Raw genomic sequence first — 6,768 nt, 5'->3', positions numbered from 1 at the left:
GCAGGAAGGCGTCCTGCTGGCGGACGATTTCGCTTACCACCTTCATGATGGTTTTTGCCCGCTGATCGAGGCTGCGCGTCAGCCAGTTGGCGCTCTGCAGGCAATCGGAGAGGAAGGCGTGATCCTCGCCGTTCTTTGTCACCCGGGAAAAATAGGACTGGTTGACCAGCACGCGCGGCAGCGTATCCGGATTGAGCTCGACCAGCCAGCCGCCCTCCGAGGAGGCTCTGACGACCACATCCGGCATAATCGCTTCGGAAACACCTGCCTCGAAACCGCTGCCGGGCTTCGGATTGAGCTGCAGGATCTCGGCGTGCATGTCGAGAAGATCTTCCTCGTCGACGCCGCAGAGCCGCTTCAGCTTGGCAAAATCGCGCCGCGCCAGCAGTTCGAGATTTTCGACAAGAGCCTGCATGGCCGGATCGTATCGGTCCTTCTGCCTGAGCTGGATCGCCAGGCATTCGGCGAGGCTGCGGGCGAAAACACCTGGCGGATCGAGGCTCTGGAGGGTGGCGAGCACGCGCTCGACCCTTGCAGGGCTCGTGCCCAGCGCCTCGGCCGCCTGGACGAGATCGGCCTGCAGATAACCGCAGTCGTCGAGCTGGTCGACAAGACATTTTGCGATCAAGCTGTCGCTGTTATCGCGCAGGACGAAGGGGATCTGCTGGGCGAGATGATCGCACAGCGATACCTGGCCGGCGACGAAATCGTCGAGATTATAATCGGCGCCCTCGCTGCTGCCAGGCATCGACTTCCACTGGGTGACGAGCTCCGGCGCATCGAGGCGCTGCGGGGCGCCGTCATCAGGAAAGACATTGGTGTAATTGGCGTCGAGCTCGTCGTTCAGCCGGCTCGTGCTGGCGCTGCCGCCATTGTCATACCAGTCGCTGGAAAGCGCATCCTCACGATTGTCGGTGCCATCATCCGCGCCGGCATCTTCCGGCGAGTGGCTGAACGGCTCGTCATCGCCTGCCGTGTACTCGCCGTCGTTCGCGAAATTGAGCAGTGGGTTCTTCTCGACTTCCAGGGCGATGAACTGGTTGAGTTCGGCACGCGTCATCTGGAGCAACTGGATGGATTGCATCAGTTGCGGTGACATCATCAGGGACTGGGTCTGGCGCAGGGATAGATTCGCGGACAAAGCCATGGAAACCTCCTGGTCGTTAGGAAAACGTTGTCAGGTCAAGGATCGGACTACCGAATGCCACGCCACAGGCGGCAAGGGAGACGGAGAAGAGCAGTGTGCCCACAGGAGCGATTACTTTCATCGGAGGATCCCCCATTTTCGGTGAACGCTGGATCATCGGCATGGCTTGTCTGCGGGTAGGCAAGCGCTTACTCTTAGGCGCGGTGTTGGTGGCCATAAGGTTACTAATCACTCTGGACATTCCGAACTCCAATGACGCTTTAAAGCTCAATTCCGCGAGCAAGAGCGATGCCAGTCTGAGAAACGTCACCTTTCCAACTGGGCATGCTCTTCGTTGTCCGCTTTCGACCTCTTTGCTACAGGGTTTCGTCGGAGAGGCGCCAGAGCCACTTGGCAGACCTTGTCAGTCGGGAGAAATGGTGTAATCGGCGTCGAGTTCGTCGCTCAGCCGGCTGGTGCTGGCATTGCCGCCATTGTCATACCTACCGCTCGAGAGCGCGTCGGTGCGGCTATCGTCGCCATCGTCCGCGCGGGCGTCCTCCGGCGAGTGGCCGAACTGCTCATCGCCGGCTGGCGTGTACTCGCCGCCTGCCTCGCTGTCGTTCGACGGAAATTCGAGCAGCGGGTTCTTCTCGACTTCTAGGGTGATGAACTGGTTGAGTTCGAAACGAGCCATCTGCGGCAACTGGATGGGTTGCATCAGTTCCGGTGTCATCACCAAAGGCGGAGTCTGACGGTGGGAAAGTTTGGCCGAAGAGGTCATGGGAAACTCCTGGTCCCGTTAGTCGGACGTGATGTGAGTCTGACAATTCTTCGGGCAGACGCGGGCGCAGGCGCCACAACCGATACATCGGCCGGGGTGATCGACAATCATCAGCAATCGCTCGACCTCATCATCGTCTGCTCCATCACCGTCACGTAAAATTTCGAGTGAGTCGGTGATGCCGCGAATGTGCATGACGTCACGCGAACAGACTTTGAAACAGCGGCCGCAGCCAATGCAACTTGCGTCTATCTGGCTCAGATATTCCGGGAGCCATCTAGATCCGTCGCGGCTTACGAATGAATCCACCATCGTGTTCTCCTGTGCAGCGAGGTCTTTTGCGTAAGGCCGATCTAGCATTGCTCTTGAAGGTCGGTTCAGAGCCGTTGAGACATGGATGCTTTTCCTGTAAACAGGTCTCACGGATCGCTACCATGGTATTCCCTTCAGCCATTTGAATTGCTTCCGAAGCGACGGAGCACCCACTCGAGCTGCCGTCTTTACCCAAGAATGATTTTCAAGCGTCGTGCCAAGCCGTTCAAAAATGAATGGTGAATTTCAATGTGGTGCAATTTCAGCTCTTTAGATGCCGAAAATAACAGACTGAAAAAGGTCGCTGACGCTGGGGATGTCGTGACAATGTTGTACGCCGTGTCTCATTGATGACACACGGCGGTTCTTCGGTCCTCGGCGCGAGGGGGAACATCCCCAGTAAGCGCCGAGGACGCGATTATATTACAGCCTCACACATGGCTTGTTTCGAGGGCTATGAGAGGCGTTCTCTGCTCTAAACGATCCTGCGGCCGCGTTCGCGTCGAGGCCGATTACAGCCAATATCTCGAACTCCCCGACAAATGGCCTGATTGGGACACTCCCCGTCGAGTTTGTCGGTTTCGCGCCACTATTACTGGTCCCGCGGGCCGCTGCATTTACGGTGGAGCCACTGGATCTGATGACTTTTTGCATCGTCGTTTGATTGGCACGCCAAGTGCTAGGGGGAGCGCAAAGCCAGACGACCCCTGTCTGCGAGGCTGGCATCATGGCTACCACACTCCAGGCGAACTAGAATTGGAGAATAAAATGAAGGCCCATTTCCTAATTGGCTCTCTAGCTCCGTCGATCGAAACGCTCACCTGGATACGTGGCAATCCAATTTTCGCTTTAGAGCGCGGCAAGATACACATCGTTGCACTCTTCGCGACAACCTGCGGATTTTGCTCGAAGTCCCTTGCCGACCTGGGGCAGTTGCAGGAGAAATACAGGGATATCGGACTTGAGGCCCTCGGAGTTGCAGCAAGGGAGCGGGTTGCAACGGCTGACGAGGCCCGCGCGCGGGTGGACACGTGGCTAAACAAAGAGCTTCCGAATCCGACGATCCCGATCGCATTCGAACATACAGGTGAAATGAACAAGCTTTGGTGGGTTGCCGGCGGATCTTTCGCGGATCCAACGATATTCGTCGTCGACCGAGACAACAGCATCGCCCATATTGGCTACCCGGATCCTGAGGACCCGGACCTACTCGAGCGCGTTTTGATAAAAGTCATGGATGGCAGTTGGGACACCAGCGCAGAAGCGAAAAATGCCCAGGAGAAGTGGCTTGAAGGAGTGCTCCTTTTCCGCGCGATTGCGGCGGTGAACATTAAGGACTTTCAGACGGCGCTCTCGACAATTGAAGAGGGCATCAAAGCAATCCCAGACAATTTGCCTTTTCGCGAAGCTCATGTCGAGTTGTTGCTCGGAAGAATGCACGACTTTGAGGCGGGCTGGATTGTATTGGCCCGACTTGCCCGAAATGCGATAGAAAAAAATGATGGTGAGTGGCTTCTGGCGGCGATGCAGCAACTCTTCGGTTCACCGTACGACTACTCCTGCCTTCCGTTTGCGGAACGCTTTTCGATGGGCAAGGAGCTCTTGGAGAGCATTCAGACACTGTGTCCGCAACAAGATGGCATCTCACGCGCGCGTTCTTACGCGACAATTGCCCCTTACTTCTATGAGAGCGGCGACAAAGATCGGGCAGTTGAATCGATCGCGCATGCGTTGGAGCTGGTCGAGGGTGAGTCGCTTCCGGACGACGTAAAGCAAGAATACCTGGCGCAATTGGAGGCGGCCCTGGCCGAATACAAGGGGTAAGAGATACGAGGGAATTCGCTGAGGATCCGCAGAACCAGGCTTGAAAAGAGGAACCCGTGGGCGCKGTTTAGGCAGCGCCCACGGGAATTCCGGCGAACGATTAGCGTTCCTTTTCATCTACGCCCAATGGTTCAATGAAGGCTCATCGGTCGCCTTGGCGGTGCGTGAGCAGATGTGCAGGGGAACATGTGTAGGGGGCATTCGCACGTGTTGACGCGTGGGAAGACTTCGATAGTGGGATCGCCTCCGTTGCAATCGCTATGTCCCCAATCCAGCAACGTTCGCAGTGGGTTTCAAATGCCAACTCTATCGGAGGGCAACGGGCTGTTGGTCTACGTGGGTAAAGGCGGAAGCACGCTGCCCCCGCGAGCGGCGTCTAACCAGTCGATCACCGTTATGGTGTCAGCAACCCATCCGAAATTCTTATCCACGACATCCAGCATTGTGGCTGTGGCGCGCGGGTCATATGTGGCCACCGCGTCTTTGATCACCACCGCTGGATAATGAAGCTGATAGGCTTGGCGCGCGGTGTCTTCGACACAGCACTCGGACATGACGCCGGTTATAATGACGCCATCGATATTCCGGTCCCGCAGGATCGAATCCAGTGCGGTCCCCAAGAAAGCGCCGTAGCCACGTTTTGTCAGCTGAATCTCATCTGCGGTGGGGGTCAGTTCATCAATGATGGCGCAACAATCCCTATCCGCCTCGATATCTTCATAGTAGCGTAGATGCCCGGGACGACATCCTTTGATATCATCGGCTAGCCCCCGCGCCCAAGTGAACTTGTCCTGCATGCGCTGGTAAGGATCGTTTTCTATTCCGACCCATTGGAGGAATACAACTAGCAGATCGTGTTCTCTGAAGGCTCCGACTAGGCGCTGTTGCGACGGAATCGTTTCTTGCGCGGCGGGAACTTCGAAGGGTGCGCCAGCGCGTACAAAATCGTTCTGCATATCGACCACCAAAAGCGCTGGCCGTTCGATCTTGGGCAGGGTGTAGAGTGGCTGCACTGAACAATCCTTTGCGGGATGGAGCCGCATGGCTGCGGCTCCGCAGGTTGACTATTCCGTGGCAGTCTGCACAGAACCCGTCCGGCTCAACCGTGCTCGCATTGGGAAGTAGTAGAGGCAAGCTCCGACAGGCACGCCGACGATCCATGCCAAGTCGATGTTGCCCAGGTAAGCAGCCACAGGGCCCGTGTAGTAATACATCGAAATGAAAGGGATTTCGGCCAGAACAGCAAACACGAACGCGCCGATCGCGATAGGATTATATCGGCCGTAGATGCCGTCGGGATCGAAAATGTCCGCTACGCTGTACTGTCCACGCCGCAAGACGTAATAATCAACGAGGTTGATTGCGGTCCAGGGGATGAGTGCATAGCTCATCAGAAAGATGAAATTCAAGAACATGGTCGAGAAGTCGCCGTCGCCAAAATAAGACAGGACAGCATTGGCGATCGCAATCGCGATCATCACAACGGCCCGCTGCGTTGACCCGAAACGCATATTTCCAAAGGGTTGTATGGTTGTCACTACTGCCATGAACGCGCCGTAGAAATTGAACACGTTGATGCACAGAAGCGCGTAGACGATCAGCACATACAAGATCGGCGAAAAACTACCGAACAGCATAGCAAGACTACCACCGGAGTTGTCGCTGAAGGTGGGGATCTGTACCGCCAGCAGCGCACCCAGGAGCATCATCGCGAAAAGTGCAACAGCGATGCCCGCGAAGGTGTACCAAAACACCTTCTTCGAAGAAACATTGCTCGGCAGATATCGCGAATAGTCCGCGACGTAGGGCGCGAACGACAGGGCAAAGGTGCAGGTTACGCCGATACCGGCAAAGACAAGCGCTGGCTTTGTGGCTATTGGCAGCCAATAGTCGAGGTTGGGCGGATTGCTCAGCACGATAACGAAGACAACAGCGTAGATCGCGCAAGCGATCCAGGTGAGCCAGCGCTGCGTGTCATGGATCAGCTTATAGCCGTAAAGCGCGATGACGAAGCTCAGCAGAGTGAAGACCACGATCGAGACTGAGCGTGGAACCGCTACGACGCCTGACACCGTCTGTGCGGCAAGCAGGGTGTTGCTGACGCTGAAGCCGAAATAGATAAACATGACGAAAAGCATTGGGAAGATCGCGCCCAACACGCCGAACTGCGCCCGAGATTGGATCATCTGAGGGATGCCAAGCCGCGGACCCTGCACGGAATGGGATGCTACAAGGATTGTACCGATGGAAACGCCGACAACAATCGAAAAGACGGCCCAGAACAGGTTCAAGCCCATGCTGACCAGAAGCGCTCCCGTTACAAGCGAGGTCAAGTTGACATTTGCCCCAAACCAGACCGGAAACAGATCACGTTCTTTTCCGTATCGTTCTGCCTCAGGTATAAAGTCGATCGTACGCTGCTCAATTTCCATAGCTTTAGCTCCCCTTTTATTACTCTACGAGTTTTGCAAGCCGCCTCTTGCCTCCAAACGGCTGCAGCCGCAGCGCGGCCGAAGTTTCGTATATCATAATACGGTATGTTGGTATACCAAGATTTTGATCGCGAATAAATGTGACCTGCCACTGAGAATTTCCTCCAGAATGGATTAGAGTCCGGCCTATTAAGGGACGGACGAATGAAGAAGCAGAGATTTACGGAAGAGCAGATTATCGGTGTGCTGAAGGAGCAGGAGGCTGGCGCGAAGGCGGCCGACCTCTGCCG

6 protein-coding genes and 1 pseudogene are annotated in these 6,768 nt (G+C 56.0%); 2 read left to right on the top strand and 5 right to left on the bottom strand.

The features are described from left to right. The 3 genes and pseudogenes from AC1D2N_RS35870 to fdxB form a co-directional block, all read right to left on the bottom strand. The coding region (locus AC1D2N_RS35870; protein ID WP_477982996.1) for an RNA polymerase factor sigma-54 at positions 1 to 1,147 on the bottom strand (1,147 nt) is incomplete at its 3' end. 406 nt (positions 1,148 to 1,553) lie between these two features. Beyond that, a pseudogene (locus AC1D2N_RS35865) lies at positions 1,554 to 1,910 on the bottom strand (RNA polymerase factor sigma-54); the annotation flags it as partial. A gap of 18 nt (positions 1,911 to 1,928) precedes the next feature. After that, complete coding sequence (gene fdxB / locus AC1D2N_RS35860; protein WP_477982994.1) at positions 1,929 to 2,222, bottom strand: ferredoxin III, nif-specific; 294 nt, start codon at positions 2,220 to 2,222, stop codon at positions 1,929 to 1,931. A 768-nt stretch (positions 2,223 to 2,990) separates the two neighbouring features. On the opposite strand from fdxB, the gene AC1D2N_RS35855 reads away from it, so the two are divergent. Continuing rightward, the gene (locus tag AC1D2N_RS35855; protein WP_065277145.1) at positions 2,991 to 4,046 is read left to right on the top strand and encodes a TlpA disulfide reductase family protein; all 1,056 of its coding nucleotides are present in this window, start codon (positions 2,991 to 2,993) and stop codon (positions 4,044 to 4,046) included. A 332-nt stretch (positions 4,047 to 4,378) separates the two neighbouring features. Here the strand turns inward: AC1D2N_RS35855 and AC1D2N_RS35850 are convergent, their stop codons facing one another. Together AC1D2N_RS35850 and AC1D2N_RS35845 are read right to left on the bottom strand one after the other, a co-directional pair. Next, a complete protein-coding gene (locus AC1D2N_RS35850; protein WP_165406194.1) occupies positions 4,379 to 5,059 on the bottom strand; it encodes a cysteine hydrolase family protein in 681 nt (226 codons plus the stop codon). A 51-nt stretch (positions 5,060 to 5,110) separates the two neighbouring features. After that, on the bottom strand, positions 5,111 to 6,478 hold the full coding sequence (locus tag AC1D2N_RS35845; RefSeq protein WP_065277147.1) for a purine-cytosine permease family protein: 1,368 nt from the start codon (positions 6,476 to 6,478) through the stop codon (positions 5,111 to 5,113). A gap of 204 nt (positions 6,479 to 6,682) precedes the next feature. Between AC1D2N_RS35845 and AC1D2N_RS35840 the strand changes: the two genes are divergently transcribed. Then, a partial coding sequence (locus tag AC1D2N_RS35840; protein WP_477944861.1) for a transposase occupies positions 6,683 to 6,768 on the top strand: 86 nt, incomplete at its 3' end.

The organism is Rhizobium sp. P1_B8 (genome assembly GCF_056406515.1).
This window is presented reverse-complemented; position numbering and strand designations above follow the sequence as displayed.

Coding starts and splice junctions, on each gene's coding strand:
- AC1D2N_RS35845 (WP_065277147.1), bottom strand. CDS start 6,478: ATGGAAATTGAGCAGCGTACGATCGACTTTATACCTGAGGCAGAACGA.
- AC1D2N_RS35855 (WP_065277145.1), top strand. CDS start 2,991: ATGAAGGCCCATTTCCTAATTGGCTCTCTAGCTCCGTCGATCGAAACG.
- fdxB (WP_477982994.1), bottom strand. CDS start 2,222: ATGGTGGATTCATTCGTAAGCCGCGACGGATCTAGATGGCTCCCGGAA.